This window comes from Pseudomonas sp. LBUM1658 (assembly GCF_059716055.1).
The window spans coordinates 3,461,434-3,488,374 of record NZ_CP166798.1 but is presented as its reverse complement, the minus strand read 5'-3'; the positions used below and the strand labels follow the sequence as shown (position 1 = coordinate 3,488,374).

The 26,941-nt window shown below is 61.6% G+C and carries 18 protein-coding genes and 2 pseudogenes; 10 read left to right on the top strand and 10 right to left on the bottom strand.

Annotation, left to right across the window (positions count from 1 at the left end):
- Complete coding sequence (arcD, locus tag ACA064_RS15930) at positions 1-1,428, bottom strand: arginine-ornithine antiporter (protein WP_497668968.1); 1,428 nt, start codon at positions 1,426-1,428, stop codon at positions 1-3.
- Between the two features lie 318 nt (positions 1,429-1,746).
- Between arcD and ppk2 the strand changes: the two genes are divergently transcribed.
- Both ppk2 and ACA064_RS15920 read left to right on the top strand, forming a co-directional pair.
- Positions 1,747-2,568: a polyphosphate kinase 2 gene (gene ppk2, locus ACA064_RS15925; protein WP_497674255.1), complete on the top strand. Its 822-nt coding sequence runs from the start codon at positions 1,747-1,749 to the stop codon at positions 2,566-2,568.
- Positions 2,569-2,617: 49 nt separating this feature from the next.
- Positions 2,618-4,417 carry a SulP family inorganic anion transporter gene (locus ACA064_RS15920; RefSeq protein ID WP_497668967.1) on the top strand — a complete coding sequence of 600 codons (1,800 nt, stop codon included), beginning with the start codon at positions 2,618-2,620 and terminating at the stop codon, positions 4,415-4,417.
- 92 nt (positions 4,418-4,509) lie between these two features.
- On the opposite strand, the gene ACA064_RS15915 is transcribed toward ACA064_RS15920, so the two are convergent.
- Both ACA064_RS15915 and ACA064_RS15910 read right to left on the bottom strand, forming a co-directional pair.
- On the bottom strand, positions 4,510-4,734 hold the full coding sequence (locus tag ACA064_RS15915) for a hypothetical protein (RefSeq protein WP_497668966.1): 225 nt from the start codon (positions 4,732-4,734) through the stop codon (positions 4,510-4,512).
- Between the two features lie 291 nt (positions 4,735-5,025).
- Complete coding sequence (locus tag ACA064_RS15910) at positions 5,026-6,009, bottom strand: ribose-phosphate diphosphokinase (RefSeq protein WP_497668965.1); 984 nt, start codon at positions 6,007-6,009, stop codon at positions 5,026-5,028.
- Between the two features lie 153 nt (positions 6,010-6,162).
- Between ACA064_RS15910 and ACA064_RS15905 the strand changes: the two genes are divergently transcribed.
- A complete protein-coding gene (locus ACA064_RS15905) occupies positions 6,163-6,492 on the top strand; it encodes a hypothetical protein (RefSeq protein WP_497668964.1) in 330 nt (109 codons plus the stop codon).
- A gap of 72 nt (positions 6,493-6,564) precedes the next feature.
- On the opposite strand, the gene ACA064_RS15900 is transcribed toward ACA064_RS15905, so the two are convergent.
- Positions 6,565-6,747 (bottom strand): hypothetical protein, encoded by a 183-nt coding sequence (locus ACA064_RS15900; protein ID WP_497668963.1) that lies wholly within the window; start codon positions 6,745-6,747, stop codon positions 6,565-6,567.
- A 550-nt stretch (positions 6,748-7,297) separates the two neighbouring features.
- On the opposite strand from ACA064_RS15900, the gene treS reads away from it, so the two are divergent.
- Positions 7,298-9,373 carry a maltose alpha-D-glucosyltransferase gene (gene treS, locus ACA064_RS15895; protein WP_497668962.1) on the top strand — a complete coding sequence of 692 codons (2,076 nt, stop codon included), beginning with the start codon at positions 7,298-7,300 and terminating at the stop codon, positions 9,371-9,373.
- A gap of 116 nt (positions 9,374-9,489) precedes the next feature.
- On the opposite strand, the gene ACA064_RS15890 is transcribed toward treS, so the two are convergent.
- The 6 genes from ACA064_RS15890 to ACA064_RS15865 form a co-directional block, all read right to left on the bottom strand.
- The gene (locus ACA064_RS15890; protein ID WP_497674254.1) at positions 9,490-10,149 is read right to left on the bottom strand and encodes an MliC family protein; all 660 of its coding nucleotides are present in this window, start codon (positions 10,147-10,149) and stop codon (positions 9,490-9,492) included.
- A 498-nt stretch (positions 10,150-10,647) separates the two neighbouring features.
- Positions 10,648-12,156 carry a c-type cytochrome gene (locus tag ACA064_RS15885; protein ID WP_497668961.1) on the bottom strand — a complete coding sequence of 503 codons (1,509 nt, stop codon included), beginning with the start codon at positions 12,154-12,156 and terminating at the stop codon, positions 10,648-10,650.
- An 18-nt stretch (positions 12,157-12,174) separates the two neighbouring features.
- Positions 12,175-13,698, bottom strand: a complete 1,524-nt coding sequence (locus ACA064_RS15880; protein ID WP_497668960.1) for a c-type cytochrome — start codon at positions 13,696-13,698, stop codon at positions 12,175-12,177.
- Positions 13,695-15,851, bottom strand: a complete 2,157-nt coding sequence (locus tag ACA064_RS15875) for a hypothetical protein (RefSeq protein WP_497668959.1) — start codon at positions 15,849-15,851, stop codon at positions 13,695-13,697. The genes ACA064_RS15880 and ACA064_RS15875 overlap by 4 nt, the downstream gene beginning before the upstream one ends.
- Before the next feature lie 149 nt (positions 15,852-16,000).
- Positions 16,001-16,894, bottom strand: a complete 894-nt coding sequence (locus ACA064_RS15870) for a hypothetical protein (RefSeq protein WP_497668958.1) — start codon at positions 16,892-16,894, stop codon at positions 16,001-16,003.
- Positions 16,895-16,911: 17 nt separating this feature from the next.
- Positions 16,912-19,464, bottom strand: coding sequence for a hypothetical protein (locus tag ACA064_RS15865; RefSeq protein WP_497668957.1), 2,553 nt, complete (start codon positions 19,462-19,464; stop codon positions 16,912-16,914).
- A gap of 1,080 nt (positions 19,465-20,544) precedes the next feature.
- On the opposite strand from ACA064_RS15865, the gene ACA064_RS15860 reads away from it, so the two are divergent.
- The 6 genes and pseudogenes from ACA064_RS15860 (at position 20,545) to ACA064_RS15835 (ending at position 26,671) form a co-directional block, all read left to right on the top strand.
- Positions 20,545-21,309, top strand: coding sequence for a tetratricopeptide repeat protein (locus tag ACA064_RS15860; RefSeq protein ID WP_497668956.1), 765 nt, complete (start codon positions 20,545-20,547; stop codon positions 21,307-21,309).
- 100 nt (positions 21,310-21,409) lie between these two features.
- Positions 21,410-21,643 (top strand): annotated as a pseudogene (locus ACA064_RS15855) (transposase); the annotation flags it as partial.
- A 1-nt stretch (position 21,644) separates the two neighbouring features.
- Positions 21,645-22,065: pseudogene (locus ACA064_RS15850) on the top strand (IS3 family transposase); the annotation flags it as partial.
- Positions 22,066-22,234: 169 nt separating this feature from the next.
- A complete protein-coding gene (locus tag ACA064_RS15845; RefSeq protein ID WP_497668955.1) occupies positions 22,235-23,956 on the top strand; it encodes a type I secretion system permease/ATPase in 1,722 nt (573 codons plus the stop codon).
- Positions 23,949-25,319 carry an HlyD family type I secretion periplasmic adaptor subunit gene (locus ACA064_RS15840; RefSeq protein WP_497668954.1) on the top strand — a complete coding sequence of 457 codons (1,371 nt, stop codon included), beginning with the start codon at positions 23,949-23,951 and terminating at the stop codon, positions 25,317-25,319. Before ACA064_RS15845 ends, ACA064_RS15840 begins: the two co-directional genes overlap by 8 nt.
- Positions 25,320-25,321: 2 nt before the next feature.
- The gene (locus ACA064_RS15835) at positions 25,322-26,671 is read left to right on the top strand and encodes a TolC family outer membrane protein (protein ID WP_497668953.1); all 1,350 of its coding nucleotides are present in this window, start codon (positions 25,322-25,324) and stop codon (positions 26,669-26,671) included.
- The last annotated feature ends 270 nt before the right edge of the window (positions 26,672-26,941 follow it).

Below are 26,941 nucleotides of genomic sequence, written 5' to 3'. Positions count from 1 at the left end.
TTACAGGGTCAGGAAGCCGTCGTAGAGCCCATAGGCCGCCACCAGGGCGCCAATGAGCACTGCGGCGAAAATCAGCTTCTCGACGTTGGTGAAAACCGGTTTGTCGACTTCAAGCTTGGCCTTGGCGAACAGAATCGCGCCGGGGGCATAGAGCAGGGCGGAGAGCAACAGGTATTTGACACCGCCGGCATAGATCAGCCAGAGCGCGTAAATCAAGGCGATGGCGCCGATGATCAGATCTTTCTTGCGTTCGGCCATGGCGTTCTCATAACTCTCGCCGCGCACCGCCAGCAGCAGGGCATAGGCCGCCGACCACAGGTAAGGCACCAGGATCATCGAGGTGGCGAGGTAGATCAGCGACAGGTAAGTACTGGCCGAGAACAGCGTGATGATCAGGAAAATCTGGACCATGGCGTTGGTCAGCCACAGGGCGTTGACCGGCACTTGGTTGGCGTTTTCCTTGCGCAGGAACGCCGGCATGGTGTGGTCCTTGGCGGCGGCGAACATGATCTCCGCGCACAACAGCACCCACGACAGCAGTGCACCGAGCAAAGAAATGATCAGACCGACGCTGATCAACGCCGCGCCCCAGGGGCCGACCACATGCTCGAGCACGGCGGCCATCGATGGGTTCTGCAGCTTGGCAAGTGTAGGTTGGGTCATGATCCCCAGCGACAGCACGTTCACCAGTACCAGGAACAGCAGCACGGTGATGAACCCGATCACGGTGGCTTTACCCACGTCGCTGCGTTTTTCCGCCCGGGCCGAAAAGATGCTCGCGCCTTCGATACCGATGAACACCCAGACGGTGACCAGCATCATGTTGCGCACCTGGTTCATCACACTGCCCAGGTCGGGATTTTTCAGGCCCCAGATGTCGGCGGTGAAGATCTCCAGTTTGAACGCGAACACCGCGATCAACACAAACAGAACCAGCGGCACGATCTTGGCGACCGTGGTCACCAGGTTGATGAACGCCGCTTCCTTGATCCCTCGCAGCACCAGGAAATGCACGGCCCAGAGCAACACCGATGCACCGATCACCGCGGCCAGGGTGTTGCCTTCACCGAAGATCGGGAAGAAATAGCCGAGGGTGCTGAACAGCAGCACGAAGTAGCCGACGTTGCCCAGCCAGGCACTGATCCAGTAACCCCAGGCCGAAGAGAAGCCCATGTAGTCACCGAATCCGGCCTTGGCGTAGGCGTAGACACCCCCGTCAAGATCGGGCTTGCGATTGGCCAGGGTCTGGAACACAAACGCCAGGGTCAACATGCCCACGGCGGTGATGGCCCAGCCAATCAGCACGGCACCGACATCGGCACTGGCCGCCATGTTTTGCGGCAGGGAGAAGATCCCGCCACCAATCATCGAGCCAACCACCAGAGCGACTAATGCGCCCAGCCGGAGTTTTCCGGGAGATTCAGACATTGCATGACTCCAATGCAGGAGAAAAGAGACAACAGAGTAATCTGCTCGCTATTCAAACAGCTGACTTAGATCAATGCAGCTCTAACGCTATATCAATTACAGCCATCATGCTCCCAGAGCCTGTAGCAACAATGTAGATGATCGGCTCATGAACTAAACTCACGCGGTTAGTTACCGGAGTCAAACATACAGAGCAGGGGATCCGTCCACAACCGGCGCTGCGCTTTGCTCGAGCAAGCCGCGATCTGCGAGCTGATTGCTGCACCTGAAGGGTCGATCCGTTGGCAGCCAGCGACTTGCATTCGTGAGGGCTTGGTCATGGCAAAGGACAAGAAGGGCGCCACAAAGAGTAATTCCGCTAAAAGCTTGAAACTGACAAACAAAGACTATCTTGATCAGCTACGCCGATTGCATGTCGAACTGGTCAAATTGCAGGAGTGGGTGAAACAAAAAGGCATCAAGATCTGTATTGTCTTCGAGGGGCGCGACGGTGCCGGCAAGGGCGGGACGATCAAGGCGCTCACCGAACGGGTGAGCCCGCGTATCTTTCGAGTGGTGGCGTTGCCTGCGCCGACCGATCGCGAGAAGAGCCAGATGTATTTGCAGCGCTACCTGCCGCACCTGCCCGCGGCTGGCGAAGTGGTGATCTTCGATCGCAGTTGGTACAACCGTGCGGGCGTCGAGCGCGTGATGGGGTTCTGCACCGAAAAGCAGGTTGCGAGTTTCCTGAAGTCAGTACCCCTGGTGGAGCGTGCGATCGTCAACTCAGGAGTTATCCTGCTCAAGTATTGGCTGGAAGTCAGCCCGCAGGAGCAGACCCGCCGACTCGAGGCGCGCATCAAGGATGGACGCAAAATCTGGAAACTTTCCCCTATGGATCTCAAGTCGTACGGCCGCTGGTATGACTACTCGCGCGCACGTGACGACATGTTCAAGGCGACCGATACCGAATATGGGCCGTGGCTTGTGGCCAACTCAAACGACAAGCGGCGGGCCCGCCTCAACATCATCACCGACTTGCTCAGCCGCATCCCGTACAAGAATGTGCCGCGCGAGAAGGTGACGTTGCCCAAGCGGCAGAAGCCAGGCGGTTATCGCGAGCCGGATTATCCGTTCAGGCGAATCCCTGAAAAATTCTGACGGGTACGGTTAAGCGAATCTGCGCTGTCTACCAAAGGGCTTCAGTTCTATGAGCAATCCGGATTCTTCGCCCCCCCTCCCGGAGCCGGGCCGGATTGCGCGTCGGGATACGGGCGACGATCAAACCGGCTGGGGCCGCTGGCTGCCAGGGCTGCGCACGCTGCGCGGATACCAAGTGGCTTGGTTGCGACACGACATTGTGGCCGGACTGGTGCTGACCACCATGCTGGTGCCCGTCGGCATCGCCTACGCGGTGGCATCGGGGGTGCCTGGCATCTATGGCCTTTACGCGACCATCGTTCCTCTGCTCGCCTATGCGTTGTTCGGACCCAGCCGGATTCTGGTGCTGGGGCCGGATTCCTCGCTGGCTGCCGTCATCCTCGCCGTCGTCCTGCCATTGTCCGGCGGCGACCCGCAGCGCGCAGTCGCCCTTGCGGGCATGATGGCGATCGTCTCGGGGGCGGTGTGTATCCTGGCCGGCGTGGTGCGCCTGGGCTTCGTCACGGAGCTTCTTTCCAAACCGATCCGCTATGGGTACATGAACGGGATCGCTTTGACGGTATTGATCAGCCAGCTGCCCAAGTTTTTCGGCTTTTCGATCGAAACCGACGGACCGCTGAGAAACTTATGGGCCATCGCTACGGCGGTTATGGATGAAAAAACCAACTGGACCACGTTCATGGTCGGCGCAGCCACCCTGGCGGTGATCCTGCTGCTCAAGGGCAACAAGCGCGTGCCGGGCATCCTGATTGCCGTGGCAGGAGCGACCGTCGCCGTTGGCGTGCTGGACCTGGCGGCGCGCGCTAATGTGTCGGTCCTCGGCTCTCTTCCACAAGGCCTGCCTGCGTTCGCCATCCCTTGGATCACCAGCGCCGATATCGTCCCGGTCCTGATCGGCGGTTGCGCCGTCGCCCTCGTCTCGTTCGCCGACACCAGCGTGCTCTCTCGTGTCTATGCGGCGCGGACCCGCACCTATGTCGACCCGAATCAGGAGATGGTAGGGCTCGGCGTCGCCAACCTGGCCGCGGGATTTTTTCAGGGCTTCCCGATTAGCAGCAGTTCGTCACGTACTCCCGTGGCCGAGGCTGCAGGCGCCAGAACCCAACTGACCGGAGTCGTCGGCGCGCTTGCTGTTGCCTTACTGCTGATGGTGGCACCGGACCTGCTGCAGAACTTGCCCACCAGCGCACTGGCTGCGGTGGTGATCGCATCGGCTATCGGCCTGATCGAGGTCACCGACCTGCGACGAATCTATCGCATCCAGCGTTGGGAGTTCTGGCTGTCAATCGTCTGTACGGTAGGCGTGGCCGTGCTGGGTGCGATTGAGGGCATCGGCCTGGCCATCGTGATTGCTGTCATCGAATTTCTGTGGGATGGCTGGCGCCCGTACTCTGCGGTTCTGGGACGCGCCGAAGGCATCCAGGGCTACCACGACATCAAGCGTTATCCCAACGCGCGCCTTATTTCCGGCCTGGTCCTGTTTCGCTGGGATGCGCCGTTGTTTTTTGCCAACGCCGAGCTGTTCCATGACCGAGTGCTGGACGCAGTGGCTACATCACCTACACCAGTGCGCTGGCTGGTCGTTGCAGCGGAACCGGTCACCAGCGTGGACGTGACCTCCGCCGACATGCTGGCCGAGCTGGACGAAACCTTGCACGCGGCTGGCATCAAGTTGTGCGTGGCCGAGATGAAGGACCCGGTCAAGGACAAGCTGAAACGATTCGGGCTTTTCGCGCGGTTTGGCGAAGCGGCGTTCTTTCCGACGATAGGCGCCGCCGTCAGGAGCTATCTCGAGACCCATCCGGTGGATTGGATGGAAGGGGTTGCCCGCAAGGACGAGGATCGCTGAAGCGTTGGAGAGACTAGGCTCATTGCCACGGTTTGCCGCTGCTCGCTGACGTGGGCACGTCAGTGGCCGTCAGCTTGGCAGCTAGCGGCAAGTCAGTCGGCCATCGACATGCGCTCAGGGGTCTTATCCCTGATACGCAACCATTGCTGCCTGGCTTGCCGATATTTTTCATCAGCCTGTTTTTTAATCTCGGAAAACCTTTGCAGGGTCTGAGTCGTAACAGGTTGCTCGCTCAAGAGCGCATAGGCTTGAGCGCTGAGTTGATCTGCTTCAAAGAAGAGCTGATTGCTCAGGTTGATGGAGCTGTTCATGGTCATGGCAGCATTCCTTCTGACAGGACTGGAAGGTTGAATACTTTTCCTTGTGTTCCTTCAAGTCAGGATATTGCGGGAGAGACTTGCGTGGTTCAGCGGCAACCTCCCGTATGGGCACAAAGAGGTGCGGTCGTACCCGGCAACCATGACGCATCGGGCGAATGGCTGTTACCCAATCGTGGTGCAATGCGGGTTCATTGGCTTGATCTGTATCAATGTCCCAGGAGACTGCTGATGGTGTCCGACCTGTGGTTGTTCATGGGCGCCCAGACCAGGCGAAAGTCGAGCCTGGGTTCAGAGGGGCTGAAGCAGATCCTCTGAAGCCCACGCTCCATTTTCAGCCAATAGCGTGGCAACCATGGCCGTGCTGTCGAGCACGTGCAAGCGTTGCGTCACCTGTTCGGGTGGCAGGCGAAACGGCGGCACACTGTCACAGATGGTGATCCGTTCAAACAGCGGGCTGTCGAGCAGATCACTGCCACCGGTGAACAAACCATGGGTGGCTGCAGCGAGCAAGCGAACGGCACCTGCCTTCTGGCAGGCACGGCCAGCGTGCATCAGCGTATTACCGGTGCTGATCAGGTCGTCGACAATGATGGCCGTCTTGCCCTGGACTTCGCCGACCAGCAGGGTGCCGGTGAGCGTGGCTTGGTCCCGGTGCTTCTCCATCAGCGCACCGCCCACCGGGCGGCCCAGTCGCCGCTCCAGGGCCTGGCGAAATTGTTCGGCGCGCTTGGCACCACCGGTGTCGGGAGAAACCGCAACCACCTCGGTGTCACCGACCAGCCCGGCGAAATACTCGGCGAACAATTCTGCGCACTGCAAATTCCATGTGGGAATGCGAAAGGCATTATCGAATGCCGCCGGGTTGTGTACCTCCAGTGCGACCAGACGATCCACGCCACACGCTTCGAGTATGGCCGCCAGATAACGAGTGATGGTTGGATCCTGATGGTGAGTGCGGCGATCCTTGCGCCCGTAGCAGAGGTAGGGAGCCACCACTTGGACCTGGCGAGCACCGGCATCCTTGAGTGCGCCGCAGAAGAACAGCAGGCGACACAGCTTATCGTTCGCGCTCTGTCGATCATCTCCATACAGAGCATGAAACACTACGACCTCGCGGCCGTTGACCGGCTCCAGCGGTCGGCATTTCTGTTCGCCATCCTCATAGTTACGCTCCTCGTGGAGCGCCAGTTGGCAACCAAGCCGTTGCGCCACGCGGGTTGCGTAGTGCTCACTGCCTTGCAGAGCGAACAGAAGAGCACGTTGGGTGAGCATGATACGGCTCCTCAGAGGCTGTTATGGAGAGCGCCCAGCTATTCAGTTTTACGGCAGCAAGGAGCGCGATCAGCGGATTGCACCATGACGGCTGGAAATTTCGCTGCACTGTGTAGAATGTCCCATTCCTTATTCTAGTAACGAGAAATCCATATGAGCGCAGGACTGAGTGAGGAAGAGATGCGCTTGGCGCTATTTGGCTCCCCAAACCCATCCGATCCACAGCCGCATCCGGAAAAACAGGAGCCAGTGATCGTATCAAAGCCACTGCCTGACCCAAAGCCGCGATCGGTTGCTAAACCTCTTTCGCCGAAGCTTCGGGTTACGCTGCACGTTACCAAAGAGTTTGAAGGCGACGTAGAAGTGTTTATCTATGAGGCGAATACCTTGAGCACGCTTGTCGCGGAACAAGAGGCCAAGAGTGAAGCTAAAAAGAAGAAGTTCAGGTATTTCGATGTGGTATCGGTCAAACCTGTCCAGTAGTCGTGGCAGTAAGTCCGGGGCGATTCAGGCCCCAGGCCAGGGCGGCCATGACGGCGGTGTCGGTGTATCAGCTTAGAGCGCTGGGTTTTCCGGCGTTGTCACTTCATTGAGCTGGAGAAGGAACTTGGGAGAGCTCACTGCAGCTGGAGCGCCAGTAACCGGTTCTTCAAGCAGCCAGCGAACAACCCCGAAGGCCGTGGCCAGCCACAGGGTGCCCAAGACAACAAGTAGCGCGACGAAGCCTTTTAAATTCATTTCGGGTTACCGATTGAGCTCGGCTTCAACGAAGAGTTGATCGCTAAGGTCGATAGATTCAGGCCATGGGGAGTTTTGCGCTTTTTTTGAAGAGATCGGGCTCATAGCGGCATTTCCTTTTGGCAGGACTCGAAGGTGAAAACGCTCTCCTGGCATTCCTTCAAGTCAGGCGCCAAGCACAAGAAGTCGCTTGGCGTGTGGTCATCGTTCCTGACCATAACGGCATATGGAATTAATTGAGCTTGGATCAAGTTGGGCTGTTTTGCACAGTTGCTGCTGTGTTTACTTCATTATAACCAGAGGAAATCAATTCTCTCGCTCATAGGCATCTTATGGTCGATTCTGTTGAAAAGCCCCCTGCAAATGTTGAAGAGGAAAACTGTGCGGCGGAGATTGAAAGCGGTTTTTACGTAGCCCATTGCGCATCGAGCAGGATCGCAAGTGCAACGAATGCCACTTCATGGCCTCATATAAAAACGAGCGGTGCCATTGGTGCAGGTACAGATGGGATGGCCGGGAGTTTTTTTCATGACAACAGGTGATTGTTTTTATGACGGCGGCTGAGAAAAACCATGTGGAATGGCTGGTTGAGCAATCGATGCTTCATGCCGCAAGGCAGCGGGCCAAACTCTACTCTGGGCAAGGTCGAATGTGGCAACAGCCTTATGCTCATACTCGGCCCCGTGATGCTTCGGCCCTGGCTTCGGTGTGGTTCACCGCGTATCCGGCGTCCATTGTTACCAGCGAAAATGGCACCGTGCTGGAGGCCTTGGGAGATGAAACCTTATGGCATGCGCTGTCGAAAATCGGTATCCAGGCTATTCACAATGGCCCGCTGAAAATGTCTGGCGGCCTGAAGGGCATCGAACGCACTCCCACGATTGACGGCAATTTTGATCGCATCAGTTTCGACATCGACCCGCACCTGGGCACCGAGGCGCAGCTTCAGGCGCTGACCCGTATGGCCGCTGCGCACAATGCGGTCATCATCGACGACGTCATCCCGTCTCATACTGGCAAAGGCGCGGATTTTCGCTTGGCCGAAATGGCGTATGAAGACTATCCGGGGCTCTACCACATGGTGGAAATCCGCGAAGAGGACTGGACGCTGCTACCCGATATTGCAGAGGGGCGCGATGCGCAGAACCTCAGTCCGCAGCAGGTAGACGTTCTGCGAGACAGGCATTACATCGTAGGCCAACTACAACGGGTGATCTTCTTTGAGCCAGGGATCAAGGAAACCGATTGGAGTGCGACACCGATCGTGGTGGGCGTCGATGGCAAGCCGCGACGCTGGGTTTACCTGCATTACTTCAAGGAGGGGCAGCCGTCGTTGAACTGGCTGGACCCGACCTTCGCCGCGCAGCAGATGATCATCGGAGACGCGCTGCACGCCATCGACGTCATGGGTGCGAAAATTCTACGTCTGGACGCCAACGGATTTCTCGGCGTAGAACGCAAACTCGACGGCACCGCCTGGTCTGAAAGCCATCCGTTATCGATCACCGGCAACCAGTTGCTGGCCGGCGCGATTCGCAAGGCCGGCGGTTTCAGCTTTCAGGAACTGAACCTGACCGTTGACGATATCGCCGCCATGTCCCACGGCGGTGCCGATCTCTCGTACGACTTCATCACCCGACCCGCCTACCAGCATGCGTTGCTGATGGGCGATACCGAATTTCTGCGATTGATGCTGCGTCAGATGCACACCCTCGGCATCGATCCGGGCTCGCTGATCCATGCCTTGCAGAACCATGACGAACTGACCCTTGAACTGGTGCATTTCTGGACCCTGCACGCCCATGACACCTTCCTCTACCAGGGCCAGACTTTTCCCGGCAACATCTTGCGCGAGCACATCCGCGAGCAGATGTACGAACGCCTGGCCGGAGAGCACGCCCCCTATAACCTGAAATTTGTCACCAACGGTGTGTCCTGTACCACCGCCAGCATCATCACGGCAGCGCTCGGCATTCGCGACCTCGATGCGATTACCCCCGCGGATATTCAACAGATACGCCAGATTCATTTGCTGTTGGTTATGTACAACGCGATGCAACCGGGGGTGTTCGCGTTGTCTGGCTGGGACCTTGTGGGCGCACTGCCGTTGCCGGCAGAACAGGTCGCGCATTTGATGCTCGACGGCGATACGCGCTGGATTCATCGCGGTGCCTACGATCTGGTTGATCTCAATCCGGACGCGCCTTTTTCGGCGGGTCAGATGCCACGCCCGAAAACGTTGTACGGCAGCCTGACCAGTCAATTGAAAGACCCGGATTCGTTTGCCTCGCAGCTGAAGAAAATCCTTGCTGTTCGCCGCGCCTACGATATCGCGGCCAGTCGCCAGATCCTGATTCCGGATGTCCAGCACTCGGGGTTGCTGATCATGGTCCACGAATTACCGGCTGGCAAAGGCACACAAATCACCGCGCTGAATTTCGGCTCGACACCGATCACCGAAACCCTGCATCTGCCCAATATTGCCCCGGGGCCGGTGGTCGACATCATCAATGAGCGGGTCGAAGGCGATCTCACACCTGAGGGCGAATTCACCATCACGCTGGATGCCTATGAAGGATTGGCACTGCGCGTGGTCAGTAGTTCGCCGATGATCCAGGGACTGTAAATGACGTTGAGACTACAGCGGTCTCAACGCTGATGAGGAATGATTTAGCCGAGCCGACTTCACTCTTCACGATCGATCTGACGGAAATTGTGTATACCGTACTTGCGCCAGAGAAATCAGCCGACCGGCTCGGCCGTACAACTCATTTCCCCTGACCCTGGCTTCTGGAAAAGGACCACGTTGCCGTTTTGCCAGAAGCTGTAGTTTCCCTGGTAATCCTTGCCGAGGTATCGGGCTCCTGAATCACTCTGCACCTGGCTCAGGGTGATCGAGGTGTTCGCCCATTTCAGGTACAGGACACCAGGCTGCGTGTTAAAGAAGGTAGCGGCAATCAGCGGGTCAAACCCTGTACAACGAAAAGCCAGGGGGCCTTCGGTGAGTCTGTCTGGATCCTTGGTTCTCACGATTGCCGAGCCTTGGCGTAGCTGGTGCGCGCGCTCGGCATAACTTCGGATCGTGCACGCCTTGGGTTCCTTCTCGGAGGCACACTGATTGCGGGCCTCGATCCAGAACTGCTGGTCGATCATGACTTTGTCTGGAGGAGGTACTGAACGTTGATCCGTGAGCGCCAGGCGATAAAGACGCGTCAGTTCGATATCCATCTGCGTCAGTTGCGGATCGCGACAGATAAGCTTTTCGACGGATGCCCTTGCGGTGGCGCAGTCGAAACTGGTCTTGAGGATTGGCAAAGGGGACGCAGCATTTGCACAGGTGCTCATCGCCGTGCACACGCTGGCAGCGAGCAGACAGGAGAAAAGGGCCGTGACCGTTTTCATGTTGGCTTCACCCAGATCATTACGTGATGCCCGGAATGCCGTGGGATCTATCGATCCGTTGAACAATTCGTTCGCATTGGGTGTATCGCAGTGTAAGTCAGTGCTCAAAACTTGCCACACCGCGCGCACGGCACAATGGGCCGAGGAGGGCGGATACTTCGATGTCTGCTTTGAAGCGTCCGGCGTACCGGGGGCAATCGCTTCCACAGCGTCCTTCACTCGCCCGAAATGGGCATGGGCCACAACACGGTCGAGCGAACCTACCGCGAGCGGTCCCGCGCCGAGCCCGTATAGCCGCAGCACTGGCACGCTGCCATCGTCTGTTCCGCTGACACGCACGCTCACCGTACCGACGGTGAACACCTTGCCCAGGCGCTCCGGCAGTTCCAGCTTGAGCAGCAGCCGCTGGCGCGCTCTGCCTGCGGCCGGCGGCGGGGACAGCCGATAACGCGTCGCTCCGGCGCCGTCGGTAGTGAATTCGGGCATTGGGCAACTGCCTTATAATGTTTTCAGGTATTCCACCAAGGCGTCCTTGTCTTGCTCCGGCAGCCCGGTGCCGAACGTGTGGCCCTGGTTGCCACCGCCCTTCGCACTGACCTCGTGGCGGGTGCCGATGCGTTTGGCCTCCCCGCTCTGGGTTTCGAAGCCTGCGCGGATCGGATCGTAGACGTCATAGCCGCGCCAGAACATGGCGGGGCGTTGCGCCGGCGGCTCGAGCAGGTCGCGCAGCGTCGGCACGGAGCCGTTGTGCAGGTAAGGCGCGCGCAGCCAGATGCCGTCAAGGAAGGCGGCGATGTAACCGCGCAGTGGCTCCTCGACCAGGCCGGGGCGCTCGATGCCCATCTCCGTCACCACCTTGTTGGCTTCGATGGCGGCCTTCTCGCTCCAGGTGTCGAGGCGGTCGCGGCTGGTGCCGACCTCTGCCAGCGGCACTACGGTGCCGGTACGGGCCGAGGCGTGGCAGGCGGCGCAGGTGCTGTCGAACACCGCCTTGCCGCGCCCGGCCTTCGCTGCATCCACAGGGAAAGGATATTTCGGTGCCGGCTTGTTCGAGACGTAGTCCTGCAGCCAGTGCACCTGGGCGAGAAACTCGTCGTTGTCCTTTGGTGCGGCGCCGAGCAGCCCCAGCGTCGAGTCGATGATGACCGAGTATGCATCGTGGCTGTCCCCGGCGAAGTTCATGCGCATGCCCTGTTCCGGCCGATACTTCTTCAGGTTCCACAGCGAGGGCATGTCGGTGGGACCGAGGCTGTCATCCATTGGCCAACGGATCATGAAGTACTTGGTCAGGTTCATGGCGTCGTCGCGCCCGCGCCCCCAGGATGGAAAGTCTTTGCGGTAGAGCCAGGCGAACTGCTGCTCACGCTCAAGCAAGGTCTTTTTCGTGATTGGGATGAGCAGGTAGCGGTAGATCGCGCGGTCGATGAAGGATAGATCGGTGACCAGGCGGATCTCGGCCATGAGGTTGTCGGCGTTGAAGCGCGGGTCCTTCGCGCAGTCGACCAGAAAGCGGAAGAACGCCCACAGGTCCAGCGTATGGTTCGGCCCGGTTGGCACGAAGACCGGCGCGGAATCGACATCAGTGCGATAGCTGGCGGTATGGCAGGCGGCGCAGTTGTTGGCAACACGCGGAAAACCGACGACCTTCTTCGAGAACCCCACCGGCAACTCCTGGCCTTCCTCCCACACCACGCCGAACGACCCATAGCCGCCGGGGCCGGGCAGCTTGTCGGGAAACAGGCGTGGCAGCACGTAGAAGATCCAGTAGGGGATGCCGGCGTCGCGTTCCGCGCCGATCGAGCCGTACTTGAAGCGCATGTCCGGATCTTTGGTGATCCATTCGGGTTGCGGCTCCTCGCGAAAGAACTTGTACCAGGTGAAGGCCGCGCCGCCGACACCCAGTACCAGCAGCACGACGAGCGCGGCGAGCAGGCTGCGGCCGAGGTTGCGCGCGAAGTCGGGACCGCCATGGCGGCCCGGGTCACGCGCGCGGAAGGCAGGTTTCATGATCGTTCTCCTATGGGCTCAGAAGGTCTTCAGATGCTCGATCAGGGCGTCCTTGTCGGCCGCCGGCAGTTCGGTGCCGTAGTCCCGTCCCTCGTGGCCGGCATTGCTGTTACCGGGTTGACGGGTGTCGAACAGGAGCAGGCGCGGGCCATCGGCCAACGCGCGTGCCGACGGGGCGGCTGCCGGAAGATCCGCGACGAAGCCCACCCGCCGCGGCTCGTACACATTGTTGCCGCGAATGAAGGTGATCGGCCGCTCGACAGACGGCTCGAGCAGGTCGCGCAGGGTCGGCACGGAGCCATTGTGCAGGTAGGGCGCGCGCAACCAGACGCCGTCCAGCGGCATGTTGGCGTAGCCCCAGGTCTTGCGGAAATAACGGAAACGGTGCGGATAGCCGGCGTACAGCGTGGCCTGGTTGACGGCAAGATCGCGGGTGTAGGAATCGAGCCGCGCGCGGTCGGTGCCGATCTGTGCGAGCGCAGTCACGTGGCCGACCTTCGCGCCCTTGAAGTCCTGCCCGCTAGCTCCGTGGCAGCCGGCGCAGTACTGCGCGTAGAGCGGCGCACCGCGTGCCGCCAGCGCGTGGTCGATCGGGTAGGGGTAGGACGGCGGCGCCAGATCCAACAGCCAGTCTGCCACCCGCCCGATGGCGGCGAGGTCGATCGTCGGCGGCGTGGTGCCTGTGCCGAAGGCAGCGCTCTTGTTGCGTTCCTCGGTATGGGTGTTGTTGCCGTCCCAGTGCAGCGCCATGCGCTCGCCGTCGTCGCGCGTCATGCGCTTGCGCTGGTTCCAGATTGACGGAAAGTCGGAGGCGCCGAGCAGTTCCTGCGGTGGTAACTGCATCATCGGGAAGTTGAACAGCACCTTCGCTGAGTTGAAGGTATCGACCCGGCCCGGGCCCCATTCGGGTTGGTCGAAGACGAACTCGAAGCGCCCGCGCAGCATCAGCAGGCGCTCGCGCATCAGCGCGATTGCCACCGGATAGACCAAGTAGCGGTCGAGAGGATTGAGGCCGCCGGCGAGGCGGTCGATCTCCGGCACGATGAATTCCCTGGAGAACTTCGGCCCGGCGGCGCAGTTGAAGAAGAAGGTTTCGAAGGCGCGGATGTCGAAGCGGTGAGCCGGCATGCCGACGATCAGTCGCGGTTCGCCGTCGACTGCATCGCGCACCGTGCTGGTGTGGCATGCCGCGCAGTTCAGGAACACGCGGTCCAGCCCGAGATTGCGTCGCTTTGACACGCCGACCGGCAGGTCGCGGCCGGGTTCGTAGATCAGACCGAGCGAGGCGTAGCCGCCAGGCAGATCGTCGGCGCAGACCTGAGGCAGGGCCTGCCAGATCCAATAGGGAAAGCCGGATTCGCGCTCACCGCCAGTGGAGCCGTATTTAAAGTGCTCCACCGGGTCGCTGTACTGCACCGGAACATCAGGCAGGAAGCGCACTGCGGCGTAGAGGCCGCCGAGCACCAGTAGAATCCAGGGCAACAGCAGGAACGCTCGGCCTGACCAGCGTAGCAGGGCTGGGTGGCGGGATGGGTCGGTCACCTGCGTTCTCCTCGATCCGGGTCAATGGGTGGGACGCAAGGTGCCAAGCTTGGGTAGGGGTGCTCGAGCACAGCTTCGCCGGCGAGGCCCCCGCGCGCGCGCGTCAGGGTTTCCAGTGTGCTCAGCATCGCCGGCAGATCGGCGGACTGGGCGAAGCCGGGAGCATGGGCGGCGGCCGGTGGCGGCATCGGTGTTTTCAGCTGCGCGGCGGTCGTCAAGTGGTTCATCTGCAAGCGGTAGAGCATGCGTTCGGCGCAGTCGGCCAGGTTGGCGCGCACGCGGCTGTCGTCGCCGTGCAGGAACCCTGGCGGAAATCTGCTCGCTGAGCTGTGGCATAAACCGCACTGCTGGACGAAAGGCCGCAGGTCCGCTGCCGCCGTCATGTCGCGAATGAACGCGACATCGGCCAGCCGCGCCGGCGGCAGCGGGGGCTGTTCGCCTACCGGTAAAGGAACGCCGAGCCGGGCAAATATGGGGGGCAGCAGCGCGTCTCGGCGTAGCGCGTGCGCGTCGAAGGCATCGCTGTCACCAGCCAGCGTGGCCTGCGCCAGCGCGTCGATAGCGGCGTCGAGCGGGGCGAGATCCGCCACCAGTTCGAGTCTGGCGGTCGCCGGCGTATCGCCGCGCGCGCGCGTCAGCCACAGCCTGCGGATGCCTTCGCCACGGGCACTGCGCACACCGGCGGCGTGCTCGCCGAGGGTGAAGCCGATGTCTGCGGCGTCTCCGCGCGGCGTGCCGTGGCCGAGTTTGATCGGGCCACTATGGTCAGCACCTGGCAGGCTCAGGCGGTCGATGCTGCCCGAGGCAATGAGTCCACCGTGCAGGCTGAGCCGTGCCAGCAGGCGGCTGCCCTCGGCACCGTCGCAGTCGAGATCGAGCCGCGCTGTGCCCACGCGTTCGCGACAGATCAAGGTGACACTGTGTAGCGGCGCATCGGGCGCGGTGGCGAGTTTCCGGCCCAACAGGCGGATATCGGTTTGCGAGAAGAACAGTGACAGGGCGTGGACGAAGCGGGCAACGTCGGCGCTATCTTGCCCGCGCCAAATTGCCAATGGCGGGCGCAGCGCCAACGGGTCGAACGCGGCGCCGATGTCGGCGATGCGGTGGGCGGCCAGGCCGCTCGGTAGCGCAGCAGTGACGGTGCCGGAAAGGTCGATGGCGGAGAACGGCTGACGGTTGGGCAGTTGCGGGTCGGGTAAGGGCAGGCCGTACGGCCAGCGTGCACGCCAATGGGTCAGTAGGGGTTCGAGCAGATCGCGCCGGGCGGTCGGCGTGTCGAGCGTCATCGTGCGGCCGCCGCCGAGTCGGTAGCGCAGCGCTACGCGTAGAGCCTCGGCGCGGCAGGCGATGGCCTGCGCGCGGGTCGCCGCGGCACAGCCCTCGCGCCACAGGCGCTGGGCGAGGGTGAACAGGTTGGAGCGGGCAGTCGCGGCGTCGATCGCATCCGGCAAGTCAACGCCGTGGCGCCAGGCGATGCCGTAATAGGGTTGGCCGGTGGCTGCGAGGCGCGCAGCCACCGGCGGGCTGGCGGCGGTTTCGTCCCAGGAGGCGCGCGAGAAGATCGGCGCGGCATTCTGATGACAGGCCAGGCACAGCGCGCGGTTGGCGTAGCCCAGCGTGGGACGATTGTCAGCGCGATAGTTGTGTACGACCTGGAACTCGAAGCGGCCAGCGGTTTCGTTGTAGCTGATCACCTCTAGCGCAGCGGCGCCTTCGTGGTAGCCGATATACAGGCGGTCCTTGAGGTAGAGGTGGCCGGCCGCTGCAGCGGCGGGTGGTTCGCCCGTGACGGCGGCGACTACGCGCGGCTGGAGAAACGCCTGTATGTCCGCCACGGCGGGGCGCTGCAACGATCGGCCAAGCGGAATCAGCACCACGGTCAATCCTCCCGAAGCCTGGTTCGCATCCAACTCGGCACGGATGCGCTCGAGCAGGGCCGCGAATGGAAAGGGCACCACTGCCTCCCCCGTCGGCCCGGGCGGACCGAGCAGGATATCGAACAACGAGCGCCCGGCCGACGGCAGGGGCTCACCCGGCGCTTCGACCGCTGCCAGCGGCGTGGCGACCGGCGTTTCGCCGGCCATGACCGACAGCGTCGCTAGCCAGCCGAGCAGCGCCAGCGCCGTCGTCTGCCATGCCGTTCGGACCATCATCCGCTGCTCCCGCCATGCCCAGCGCTGCTCCCTGTCTATCCGCGGCGGGCCTGGGTTCATCGCGGTCGGCTGACGCGGTCTTGGACCTGGCTATCAAGGCTGCCGCAAAACTCGCTGCTTCTCTCATTTCGCGGGAGCGACGCTTCGGGTTACTGGCCCCCCGGAGCGCGAGCGATCTGCGTGCCAGTCCAGCAATCTTCCTGTACCTCGCCGCGCTCCATGAAGGCATCGCGGGTGCGCTTGGCGATCTCCTCGTTGTACAGCACGAAATTCACCACGAAGCTGCGGTCCATGTAGGCGCGGCCGAGATAGAAACCGGGATACACCATGCGGATCTCGTCGCGGATTGCGAAGCCGTCGCGCCCGGCCATCATGTCCGGCAGACGGCGGTAGCCCGGCAGCTCGTCGGTAAAGGCGTAGTCGATGATGATCGACTCGCGCCGGCTGTCGAGCAGGCTTTGTCCGCAGTGCAGCTTGGCCGGGAACAACAGCCATTGATCCTTGCCGTTAACCTTGATGGACTGCAGCGGTCGGTCAGCGCTTTCCTCGACCAGTCCGAGCTTCTTCAGCGTACCGAGATCTTCGATGCGATTGCGCAGCAGGCGCTCGTCGCGATAGAACACCTTGCCCTTCCACAGGGTTTCACCGATCAGGTCGAGCTTGTGGCCGGCCACATTCACCAGTAGCCCGCGCAGCCCACCGCCGGCGATTTCCGACAGGCGCAGCTTGCCGCTGCCGCCGCGCGCAAAGAACAGATCGCCTTCGAAAGGCCCGTCCGGAATCGGCCCGGCTGACAGCCGGGCATAGATCTGGTCGATCTGCTCCTGATCGAGAAAAGACAGGTTCTTCGGCGTGATCTTGTAGAGATCCTCCGGTGACAGCGGGTGCTGGTATTCGAGCTGGGCAAAATCCGGTTTCTCGGCATAGCCCTCGCCATAGGGGGCGAAGGCGATGTTTGGGGGCTTTTTGTCGAGATCGAAAAACCCGCAGCCGGATCCGCCGAGGGCGATGGCGGCACAGATGGCGAAGGTGGCGATCCTCATGGCGGCTCCCCTTGCACTTACAAGGTGGCAAGGAAGGCGATCAGCGCCTTCTTGTCGGCCTCGGACAGATCCTCGCCGAAGCGGTGACCTTCGTTTTCGATCTCGGCGGTGCAGCTGCTGTAGATCTGCTTGATCAGATAGGGGCGTGCCTTCAGTGCCGCCACCAACGCATTCGGCTTACCGATCAGTTCGCCGGTGATTACCTTCAGGTCGGCGAGCACCTTGCCGCCGGTGTCCTCGCCGAAACGTTGGGCCAGACTCGCCTGCAGCTCCTGCGGCGCGGTCTTGGCGCGCACCAGATCGACGATGAACCGCTTGTGCTGGAAGTTACCGATGGTGCCAGCGGTGACGCCGCGGCCGTCGATTTCGCTCGGGATGGTGAGTTCGAAGCCGAGCAGCCTTTCCTTCGCGGTGCCGTCCCACAGGCGTGGGCCAATGCGCAGGGTGACATCCTCGCTCAGCAAGGTTACTTTCGGAATGCGTTGCGCCGGGTTTAGCAGCTCCTGCATCGACATCTTGTACAGCCGGTAGCGACCCTCGACGCTGGGGTCGTATTCGAAGCAGGCCGGTTGCTGCTCGGCGGGCAGCAGCTTCACGCTGCTGCCGTCCACGTAGCGCGGGCGCATCGCGTAGAAGTCGTTTGCGGCATGCTGCGGCTTGCCGCACAGCTCGGGGCCGAGCGCGTTGTTGTGCAGGAAGGGGGCGTGTGCCCACAGATTGAGCAGCGAGATGCCGCGATAGTGGCCGCGCCCGCCGTCGCCGGGCTCTCTGACGTTGGGGTCGGGCGGTTGCGCACGCAGGGTCTCTGAGCCGTATTCCTGCCAGATGTGGCCGGCCATGTGATTGGAGTGCAGCGCGCGGCAGCGGAAGGTACCGACTTCGGAGACCGGGGTGCTGCGGTCGTTGCCCAGCCAATCCTCGCGCATGCCGCTGCCGAGGTCGATTTTGTGGAAGTCGAGACTGGCGAACTGCCCGGCCGCCGCTTCTGGCTGGCTGGAATGGCAGCGCGCGCAGGTGTTGGCGAAGATCTGGCTGCCACGCGCCACCGCGTTGTCGCCGAATTCGCGTTCAAGGGCGTCAATCAGGTCCTGCTCGGTATAGCGGGCGTCCGGTGTCGTGGCGCGCAGCTGGTTTTCGCGTGCGACACGCAGATCGGTGACGTGTGCTTCGGCCGACATGAAGAAATCGAGGATGTTCGGCAGCCGGTCCTCAATGGCGCGGAAGTTGGGACAGTCGCGCCGGCACTGGCCAATGTTGAACGGCGTCTGGCCGAATCCGCGCTGTTGAGGATCGATCTGGCGCAGGTCAGAGAGGTGGTTCATCCAGCACTGTTCCGAGCACGAGCCGATGTTGAAATACACGCGCTGGATCGCCTCGAGCGCGCCGATCGAGTCTTCGCCACCCTTCAGGATGTGATGCACGGTGTCCTTCGCGAGGGACTTCTGCCAGCACTTGCCGTCACGTCCCGGTTCGCACCAGCAACGGGTTTCGTCCGGGTCGTCGACGCAGGAGGCAACCTTGCGCCATTTCAGTACCTGCTCGTCAGCGAAGGTCGGCCGTTTGGCGATGTTGATCAGGGCGTTGATAGTGCCCGGATTGTTCAGCTGGTCGGTCGGAATCGCCGATGTGTCGCTGGAGCCGGGCCGCGCATGGGCGAACATCTGCCATTCCAGCGTGTTTGAGGGCATGCCCGAGACCATGATTTCCGAGATGCGCGAGTATTGGTTACCGACCAGGCCCTTGATGTTTTCCCATTTGGGGTTCGCCGGGTCGGCGGGTGGGTTCAGCGGATCGAAGGCGATGTGGCAGGAGCCGCAGGCGGTGCCTATCAGGAAGGGCGGCTCGATGGCGCCATCTTGCAGGTGCGAGCGTGTCGCCTCGCCTGCGCCGGCGGCCGCAATCGGCCGGTTGTAGCCTTCCCAGCTGCCGGGGCTGTCGTTGAGACGCTGCCAGCCCGCCTTGTCGAAGCGCGGGTTGGGAAACTTGCGAATGCCGAGCGCGCCGGTGGAGGTGCCGAATTTCAGATCGCAGGCCGATTGGCGCTGGTCGTCTGGCCCATGCACATCGCCATCCTTCAGCAGCGCGTCGCGGAAGTCGCATGCGGGATCGGTATAGCCGCTGCGTCCGACGAAGCCGAGCAGCTCCTCGTCGCCCGGGCACCAGTCCATGCCATAGGTCTCATCCAGGCTCTTCGCCGGGCAGTCCGGCGAGCCCGGTGTGCAGCAGGCCGGATCGTTGATAATGCCCCAGGCGCGGAAGCGGTCGCCGCGCTGGTCGCTGCGCAGTACGCGGTACCAATCGATCAGTACGCCGACGCGCTGCTGGAAGACGTAGGTATGGAAACGGTCGTTGCCCGCCGTGGCCTTGAACCAGATCAGACGGCCGGCACATTCTGATTCGTTCAGCCCTTCGCGTGCACAAGCCGCAAAGTAGGGCGCATCCTGCGCGTGCACACTGCGTGTTTCGGCCGTCGCCTGCGCGACCGCAGGCGACGGCGTGCCCGCGGTCAGCGGGATGGCAATGAGGAGGGACACCACGAAGGGAATGACAACGAGCAGCGCACGCTTCATGGGGCGACCTCCTTGCGGTCGGACCGACGATAAGTCACGGCGGGAAGCCGCCGAAGCACTGCTGGTAACAACGTTTGGGTCATCGACTGCACCCCGCGAGAGGAGAGATGCAGGAAGGCGTACTGTCGATCCGCAAAGCGCATCGCACCCAAAGGGCGATCCGCCGTTCAGTGTGTCCAATTAAGGCTTAGCAGGCCGCAGCCCATTTGCAAGAAATTTTACATTGCTATTTGTCGGGCATGCAGGCCCGCCTGTATTGCGCCAGCGACCTCGTGGGCAGAGGGGAAGGCACCCGGCCGGTACGACTGTTGTGCTTGCCTATGCTGAAATGCCCGAAACAGGCGTAGTAGCTTGAGTGGTTGATTTCAAACACTTTGCACAGCCAATTAACCGGCTCATGGACGCTCAGCTGATCAATCAGCGCGTACGCTCGTGATCTTCCGACATCAAGAGCGCGGATTGTATTTTTATTTCGGGCAACTTCGGCGGCCGGATTTTAAATGCTGTAGATACCGTTTTACATTCTGATGACGGCATACGAGCGGCATTCCATTTGGCATTCCTTCAATACGCTATTTAACTTATGGGTGATGTCAGATGTTGTCCCTGGTACGTCCGGCTTTCGTCGCGCACCATGGCATTCGTGGCGAAGCAGCGGTCCAGCATCTCGGTGTCGTTACTCTTCTTTCCTCTCCGTGTCCATTCTGATCAACCTCCGATGTACCCTTTCTCGAGCCGAGCTCGTTTCCACCTAAGCAAAAACACACGCCGAGGTAAAGCAAAGCAAGGTGAGTGCAAGAACGGGAGCCTTTTTCATGCAGTTGTGTCTCTGGTGGTGATGGGGCGCAGGTGACGCCATTCGTGCCTTCAAGTAGACAATAAGAATCGTCGAAGGTGCCGATTCGGCTGCTGCGCCGATCATCGTCACGGGGGCTGTTGCAGAGGGAACTTCAGGGTACTGGCCTAGTCTATAGAGTCCCTGCATCGGTGATGACGGGACAGTGAACCAACCCCAGCCGAGCAGCGCTGGAGGTCTGTTATACGACAGTGCCGTCCGAGATCAGCCGAGTCCGTCCCCTGATGCCAACCAAGAGTTTTCTGCCAGGTCTTATCCTGGCGTTCTGCGCAGCCGCATCGCTTTGCTCGGTTGCTGCCGAGCGAAGAGCCTCCCCGCAAAGTAACAACGCATCAACCACCCTAATTGAATCCGCCTCGCAGCAGTATGCAGATGGCCAGTTGGACCAAGCCGCTGCCACGCTGGAGCGTGCGCTGCATATCCAGCCGAACAATCCCGCGACGCTGCACTACCTCGGTGTGTTGCGTCTTCAGCAGGGACAGTATCAGCAGGCTGAAGCGCTGGCGGCGCGCTCCAACCTGCGGGTTGGTCGCAACGTCGAGTTACGCAACCGCAACTTCCAATTGATCCAGGCGGCGCAGCAGGCCCAGGCTTCGAGTACCCCACCCAACGCCAAAGAGAATCGGGTTGCAGTGCAGAAGGGGCTGAAAGAGGAAGCCCAAAGGCGCCGCGAAGCAGAAATTGCCGCTGCTGAGCAATCCGCTCTGGACACTGAGCGCCACGCTGGCACCTTCGCTCGCGCACAGGCAGAGTGGGAATCGGAATCGCGGACGGTTGGCAGGCCACGTCCCGAAGGAGAATTGCAAGTGGCTTCCGTCAAGCCAGAGCCCGCGTACGATGAGGTTGAGATTCCCCGCGGCCATTGGCCGCCTCCGGGCAAATGCCGAATCTGGTTTCCTGAGCGCCCGCCCGGACATCAGCCCGCTCCCGGCAGCTGCAAGAAGCTGAAACATCGGGTTCCGTTCGGAGCCTACCTGGTGGGCGGTTGAGTTTCTGAGTGTCCGCTTCTGGCCGATTCTGTTGAAAAAGTAGCTCCCCTGTCTGGCCTGCGGCAAAATCTCTTCATTGGCCGGAGGGGGATCACACAGCATGATGGGACAGTTATCAAGTGGGCAGGAGCGACTGTTTTACTCGTTCAACCTTGAAGATCACATCCCAGCAAATCACCTTCTGCGCAGCATTGATCAGTGTCTCGATCTGAGCGACCTGCGCCACTACCTCGCCGATTTCTATAGTCCGATTGGACGTCCGTCGATTGATCCTGAACTGATAATTCGCATGCTGATCGTAGGCTATTGCTACGGTATTCGCTCAGAGCGGAGGTAAGGTCGACCGCGAACAAGCGCGCAAGGACAAGAAGCGCATCCAGGACCTTGAGCGTGAGCTACGCCGCAAAGACAAGGCGCTGGCCGAAAAGGCCGCGTTGTTGGTGCTGCGAAAAAAGCTCAACGGCTACTGGGGGACCGACAACGGGACAACTGACGTCTTTGCCGGAACGGCAGTTGCTCGTGGCGTGGTTGACCGAAGCCATTGCAGCAGGAACCAGAAAGGTCAGGGCTTGTCAGGAGGTCGGTCCGTCGCTCAGAACCTTGCAGCGATGGACCGAAGCAGACGTTATCGGGGCCGATACCCGAACGACCACCGTACGACCCGTGCTGCGCAATGCGTTGAACGAGGTCGAGCGACAGGCGACCGTGGCGCTGTGCAACATTCCCGCCCGTCACCCACATGAAAACCCAGCCCGTAGAACCGGCACTAACCCGTGGTTGCGTTGTCAGTAATGGCGCCTGTAACGACGAGGACCGTCTTTGATAGCGGCACGCCAGGCTACATTTAGTGTTTTCTCCCCTTAGGGCAAAACGCTCGCGATGGATTGCGTCTTGGACCGACTATTCCTTTTGCGAGCGACATTCTATGGGTTTGCTTCTCGATCCGCGTCATGACATTGATGCCGCTTTATTAAGCTATCGCCGGGTGTTCTGGTCGCTCGCGCTGTTCAGTGGCGTGATCAACCTGCTGGTGCTGGTGCCGTCGCTCTACATGATGCAGGTGTACGACCGGGTCCTCACCAGCCGCAACGAAACCACCTTGTTCATGCTCACCTTGATCGCCCTGGGACTGTTCATGTTCAGCGCCCTGATCGAGTGGGTACGTGGCGAGGTGATGATTCGCATGAGCGCGGGGTTGGACGATGCCTTGGGCGAGCGGATTTTCGACGCCGCCTTCGCCCGCAGCCTGCGCGAGCACAACGCCAACCCGGCGCAGGTGCTCACCGATCTGGCGACGCTGCGGCAGTTGATCACCGGCCAGGGCCTGATTGCCTTGCTCGATGCGCCGTGGTTGCCAATCTTCCTGCTGGTGGCGTTCATCTTTCATCCCTGGTTCGGCGTGCTGACGCTGGTTCTGGCTCTGGTGCTTATCGGCCTGGCGCTGTGGGGCGAGTTGGCGACTCGCACGCGCTTGGGCGAAGCCAATCGCCTGGGCGTGCAATCGTCGATCTATGTAAACAGCACGTTACACAATGCCGAAGTCATCCAGGCCCTGGGCATGCTCGGGCCGTTGCGCCAGCGCTGGAGCCTGCTGCAGCAACGCATCATTGCCGCCCAGGCCCATGCCAGCGATCGCAGCGCGCGTATCACTTCTACCACCCGTTTCGTACGCATCTCCGGACAGTCGCTGGCCCTGGGCCTGGGGGCGTTGCTGGTGCTTGAAGGCCAATTGTCGGCGGGTATGATGATTGCGATGTCGCTGCTGCTGGGGCGTGCCCTGGCGCCCGTGGAAATCGCCATTGGCTCGTGGAAGCAATTCAACTCCGGCCGCCAGAGCTACCAGCGCCTGAGCCAACTGCTTGCCCAGCATCCGCGCGAGCGCCTGCGCATGCCTTTGCCACCGCCCACCGGCGCGGTGCGCCTGGAGCAGTTGTATGTCGGCCCGCCCGGCGCCTCGCAACCGATCCTGCGGGGCATCAATTTCAGCCTGGTCAAAGGTGATGTGCTCGCCGTCGTCGGCCCCAGCGCCAGTGGTAAATCAACGCTGGCCAGGGCGCTGGTCGGGGTATGGCCGGCCATGGGCGGGTCGGTGCGCCTGGACGACGCCGAGATCAGTCAATGGTCCCATGACGCCCTGGGCCCGCACCTTGGATACCTGCCGCAGGACATCGAGCTGTTCGACGGCAGTGTGGCCGACAACATTGCCCGCTTCGGTGAACAGGTCGCCGACAAGATCATCGCCGCCGGGCGTCACGCCGGCATTCACGAGATGATCCTGAGGTTCCCCAAGGGTTACGACACGCCGCTGGGCCCCGGCGGGCTTGGCTTGTCCGGCGGACAAAAGCAACGCCTCGGCCTGGCCCGCGCGCTCTACGGGCGCCCGTCGCTGATCGTGCTCGATGAGCCCAACTCCAACCTCGATGAAGCCGGAGAGCTGGCGCTGGTGCAGGCCATCAGTGCGCTCAAGGCTGCTGGCAGCACCGTGGTGCTGATTACCCACCGGCCTAATGTGCTGGCGGTGGTCGATCACATCCTGGTGCTCAAGGACGGCACTCAACAAGCATTCGGTCCACGGGATCGGGTGCTCAAGGCATTGATGCCGGGGCCAAGACCGGCCGCGGTCAGGGGGGCTGGCGAAGATGCGTGATCCGACCCCTGGGGCACAAACGTCCAGCGAGCAGGGGCTGAGCGTGCGCGGCGCCACACCGCTGCCCTGCGCCAGTACCGACGCCGGGGGGGCGGCACGCTATGGTGTGGGTTTCCTGGTCCTGACGCTGGGCGGCTTCCTGCTCTGGGCCTGCCTGGCGCCGCTCGACCAGGGTGTCGTGGGCAGCGGCACCGTGGTGGTGGCGGGCGAGCGCAAGGCTGTGCAGTCGTTGGTCGGCGGGGTGGTGGAAAAGCTGCTGGTCAGCGATGGCGACCGCGTCACCCAGGGGCAGTTGCTGGTGCAGCTCAATACGGTGCAGGCGCAGTCGCAACTGGACGTGACCCTGGGCAAGTTGCTCAACGATCGCAGCGTCGAGGCGCGGTTGATTGCCGAGCGCCTGGGCTCAGCCGAGATCCAATGGCCCGCTGAACTGCTGGAACGCGCCGACGAGCCGCGGGTCAAGGCCGCCATGGCCTTGCAGAGCCAGTTGTTTCTGACCCGCCGCGCAGAGCTGGGTAGCCGCTTGCAGATCATCGAACACGAAGCCGCGGCGTTGCAGCAGCAATTGCTTGGCTACGAAGGCGTCAAACGCAACTACGACGCGCAGATGCGCTTCCAGCAGCAGGAGCTGGAAGGCCTGCGCGATTTGGCCCGTGAAGGCTACGTTCCGCGCAACAAACTCTTCGAGGCCGAGCGCAACGCAGCTCAATTGGCCGGGCAGATTGCCTCCGGGGTGGGCGATGTCGGCAGGACCCGCCAGGCGATCAACGAAAGCCGGCTCAAGTCCTTGCAGGCGCAGCAGGAATTTCGCCGCGATGCCGAAACCCGGCTCAGCGAGGTCTCTGCCGAGGCGGCAGGTTATGCCGATCAGATTCATGCCTTGCAGTTTGAAGTCGACAACGGTGCGATCCGTGCGCCGGTGTCCGGGCAGGTCATGGACGTGAGCATTCATACGGTCGGGGGCGTTGCGCAGGCCGGCCAAACCCTGATGCAGGTGGTGCCGCTGGATGCGCCGATGGCGATCACCGCGCGTTTCGAGCCGCTGATGGCCAATAAGTTGCGCCCGGGTCTGCCGGTGCATGTGCATTTCACCGCGCTGCAACGGGTGGATACGCCGACCGTCACCGGCACGGTGACTACGGTGTCGGCGGACCAGTTGATCAATGAACAGACGCACCAGCCGTACTTTTCCGCCAAGGTCGAAATTCCCGCCGACACCGTCGCCTCGCTGCAGGCCGCCGGCCTGCTGGTGCGCCCCGGCATGCTCGCCGATGTCACGGTGGTGACGGGGGAACGCACCTTGATGAATTACCTGATGAAACCTTTGCGTGAACGCTTGCTTGCGGCCTTCAAAGAGGAATGAGCATGACCGACCGTTGCCGCTATCGCTGCGCTGTACTACTGGGTTTGTGTACCAGCTGGGCCGCGATCAATCCCGTATGGGCCGCCGAAGGAGGCCTGAACCTGACCGCCGCGTACGACGCCTCGCGTCTCAATGACCCGACCGTGCAATCGGCGGCCCATACCTTTGATGCTTCGAAGCATGAAGAGGCGATTGGCCGCGGCGGCCTCTATCCGCAAGTGTCGCTGACGTCGCGCTACGGCTACGGCGGACGTATCGATGGCGGCGACGACCGCAGCTACGTCAACAGTAACGATTACCAGGCGAACAACGTCACCCTGGCGGCGCAACAACCGCTCTATGACAAGGGGCGCTGGGCGGCGTATCAGGAGGGCAAGGCGCGAGGGCAGTTGGGTACCCAGCTATTCGACGTTGCCGGCCAGACCCTGTACGACCGGGTTGCCAAAGGCTATTTCGACGTCGCCCGGGCCGAGAACGAGATCAAGTTGATCGCCCAGCAAAAGACTGCCATCAATGGGTTGGTGACGCAGAGCAAAAAGCTTTATCAGGGCGGCCAGGGCGCGATCACCGATATTGATGAGGCCCAGGCGCGGCTCGATCTCGTCGACGCCCAGGAGGCTGAAGCCCAGGCCCGCCGCGTGGCTGCGTTGCGGGCGTTGTCCGGTCGCGCCAGCGTGCCCATCGATGACATCCAGCCGATGCGCGAAGAACTCGCCGCCGGTAGCCCGATCCCAGCGGAGCAGGATTTGCCGTACTGGACGGCGATTGCCCGTGAAGCCAGCCCCGAGCTGGCAGCCCGGCTGGCGGCGGTGAAAGTCGCCGAGGCGCAGGCCGACAGTCAGCGCGCCGGGCATTATCCGACCTTGTCGCTGACCACCCAGCTAACCCGCCGGGAAACCCGTCAGTACCAGGAGCTCGACCCGCGCCAGGACTCTTATTACGTGGGGGTTCAGCTGGATATTCCGTTGTATCGCGGCGGGGCGGTACGCGCCTCGGTGGCGAAGGCCGAAGCGCAACTGGCCGGTGCCCAGTCCGACTACGATGTGCAGCGTCAACAGTTGGCCGAGGACATCGAAGCCGATTATCTGGGCGTCGTGGCCGGGTTCACCAAGAGCAAGGCGATGCAGCGGGCGGTGGAGTCCAATCAGCGGGCGCTGACCTCGACGGAAAAAGGCTTCCAGGGTGGAGTGCGTTCCACGGTGGACATTCTTGATGCCCAACAGCGGGTGTTCCAGGCCCGTCGAGACCTGCTCAACACCAAGCTCGACATGCTGCAAAGCTATGTGAGCCTGCACACCCACACCGGCCAAATGAACCGCGCCGTCCTGGAGCAGGTGCAAAGCCTGTTCTGAAAAGCCTGGGGCTCTAACCAAAGCTCAAGATCGCAGCCTATCCCTGTGGGAGCGGGCTTGCTCGCGAAAGCGGTGGGTCAGTCAGCATCCATCTCGAATGTACCGCCGCCTTCGCGAGCAAGATCGCTCCCACATTTGATCTTCGGTTGTCTTGGATTTTCTGGCACCGCAAATCCCCCTGTGGGAGCGAGCCTGCTCGCGAAAGCGGTGGGTCAGTCAGCATCCATCTCGAATGTACCGCCGCCTTCGCGGGCAAGCCCGCTCCCACAG